Here is a 2,568-nt window from a genome sequence, read left to right as displayed (position 1 = left end):
CGGTGGGCGCCGGAGCGCCCGGACCGTCGGCCGCCTCGGCGCCCGCGACCTCGCTCTCCAGGAACGCGTCGGTCGACGACCGCCGCGCCCGACGCCGGCCGCCCTGCTCGCCGGTGTCGCCCACGAGGGCGACCTCGGCGCCGGTCGACACGGCCTCGCGCGGGTCCGGGACACGTGCGGCGACCGTACCGGCGCCACCGCCCAGCGGGACTTCGAGGACGTAGGCACGCCCACTCATGCCCGGCACCTCATGTGTCTGGAGCACACCTCCGTGCGCCCGGACGATGCCCCGCACGATCGGCTCGTGCACCGGGTCGCCCCCGGCGTACGGCCCGCGCACCTCGATACGCGCGACCTCGCCGCGCTGGGCGGCCGCGACCACCACGGTGTTGTCGAGGTAACCGGCCGAGGAGACCGGGGCGTTGCCGGTGGCGTCCACGCCCGCGACGTCCGCCACGAGGTGGGCCAGCGCCGTGGCGAGCCGCTGCGGGTCGACCTCGGCCTCGATGGGCGGGGCGTGCACGGCGAACTGCACGCGGCCCGGCCCGATCAGCTCCACGGCACCGTCGACACCGGCCGCGACGACCGCGTCCAGCATCACCTTGGTACGGGCGATGTCCTCGGTGCCGGAGTCCAGGCGCTGGTAGCCGAGGACGTTGTCGATGAGAGCGGTGATGCGGGCGTACCCGGCCGACAGGTGGTGCAGCACCTGGTTGGCCTCGGGCCAGAGCTGGCCCGCGTCGTCGGCGGCGAGGGCGGCCAGTTCGCGGCGCAGCTCGTCCAGCGGGCCGCGCAGGGAGGAGGCGAGGAGGGTGAGGAGCTGCTCGTGGCGGCCGGCGAGGGCGTCGTACCGGTCCTTCTCGCGCTCGCCGAGGGCGGCGTACCGCTCCTCGCCCGCGGCCAGTTCCTCCTGGAGCTTCTCGCGCAGCTCGGTCAGCTCGGCGGCGCCGCGCCCGGTCAGCTCCTCGACCTCGGTGGCGTGCTTCTGGCGCAGCGCGGTGAGGTCGGCGGCGTGCTCCTCGGCGAGCCGCTCCAGCTCCTCGGCGTGCGCCTGCTCCAGCGCCGCCTTCTCGTCGGCGAGGGACTGGTACGGGCGCCGGTCGGTGAAGGTCATGACGGCGCCGACGAGCTGGTCGCCGTCGCGCACCGGGGCGGTGGTCAGGTCGACGGAGACCTCGTCCCCGCTCTTGGACCACAGCACCTGCCCGCGCACCCGGTGCTTGCGCCCGGAACGCAGGGTGTCGGCGAGCGGCGACTCGTCGTACGGGAAGGGGGAGCCGTCGGCACGGGAGTGCAGTACGAGGGTGTGCAGCTCGCGGCCGCCCAGCTCACCGGCGCGGTAGCCGAGGATCTGCGCGGCGGCGGGGTTGACCAGCACGATCCGGCCGTCGGTGTCCGTGCCGACGACGCCCTCGGAGGCGGCGCGCAGGATCATCTCGGTCTGCCGCTGCGAACGGGCGAGTTCGGCCTCGGTGTCGACGGTGCCGGACAGGTCCCGCACGACGAGCATCAGCAGCTCGTCACCGGTGTACGCCGAACCGTCGTACGCCTGCTGGGGGTTCTCCAGGTTGGCGCTGGTGACCTCGACCGGGAACTCGGTTCCGTCGGTGCGCCGGGCGACCATCCGCGTCGGCTTCGTGCGGCCGGCCGGGTCCATGTGGTCGGGGCGGCGCATCGAGCCGGGGATCAGCTTGGAGTCGAACTGCGGCAGCAGATCGAGCAGGCCCCGCCCCACGAGCGCCGTACCGGGTGCCTCGAACGCCTCCAGGGCGATGGTGTTGGCGTTGACGACCGTGCCGTTGGCGTTGACCAGGAGCAACGCGTCGGGCAGGGCGTCGAGTATGGCTGCGAGGCGAGCAGCGCCTCGGGATGGCCTGCTGCTCACGAGACGCTTCCTCCCTGTCACCGCACCTTGCCGACCGCTCGGGCCATCTTGCCAAGCGGCCCGCGGGGTGTCACGCGAGGGAGTCTAAGGGCTATGCCCGCGCGCACGGCGCCGGATGGGAGGGAGGTACCACGACGAAGTGACGCCGAACATATGCCCGCATCCCGCCACGGGTCGCCTTCCTCGGCACCCGACTTGCCCCTGACGTGCACCCCGGCCCGCTGCCGCCCCCTCCGCCCGGCACCCGCCGCCGGCCCTCCCCGGCTGCGCAACCACTCCCTGAGACCTTCGCCGGACCTTTACGGGGATTTCTGCGCCCCGGTACCCGGCAGGAACGGCACCAGCCGGTCCCAGCGGGCGATCTCGCACCCGTTGCGCCGGCTGAAGTCGGCGTCCACGGGGCGGCCGGCCCAGTACCCGGTGACATGGGCGGTGGCGGGCCCGCCGTCGATCATCGTGCAGATGCTGTCCGGGGGAACGGGGGCGAAGGTGTCCTGCCCCCAGCGGGTGTTCTCGTCGAGCACGCGACAGGCGGCGGCGGGGTCGGGGTGATCACCACTCTCGGGATGACAGAAGAGCTGCCGCACACCGTCCCGGCCGGGGCCGGCGCCGTGGACGACGAGGGTGAGGTGATCACCGGTGCGGTCGTCGGGGAGCGGGGGCGGGGGGAGGGCGGCGGTGGT

General features: G+C 73.9%; 2 protein-coding genes. Both read right to left on the bottom strand.

Going from position 1 to position 2,568, the window contains the following annotated elements:
* The coding region (locus tag GT030_RS08715; RefSeq protein WP_161200602.1) for a PAS domain-containing protein at positions 1-1,885 on the bottom strand (1,885 nt) is incomplete at its 3' end.
* Positions 1,886-2,184: 299 nt separating this feature from the next.
* Positions 2,185-2,568, bottom strand: a 384-nt coding sequence (locus GT030_RS08710; protein WP_161200601.1) for an SSI family serine proteinase inhibitor, incomplete at its 5' end; no start/stop codon positions are given.

The organism is Streptomyces sp. SID1328, from assembly GCF_009865595.1.
Taxonomy (GTDB): Bacteria; Actinomycetota; Actinomycetes; order Streptomycetales; family Streptomycetaceae; genus Streptomyces; species Streptomyces griseoluteus.
This window is presented reverse-complemented; position numbering and strand designations above follow the sequence as displayed.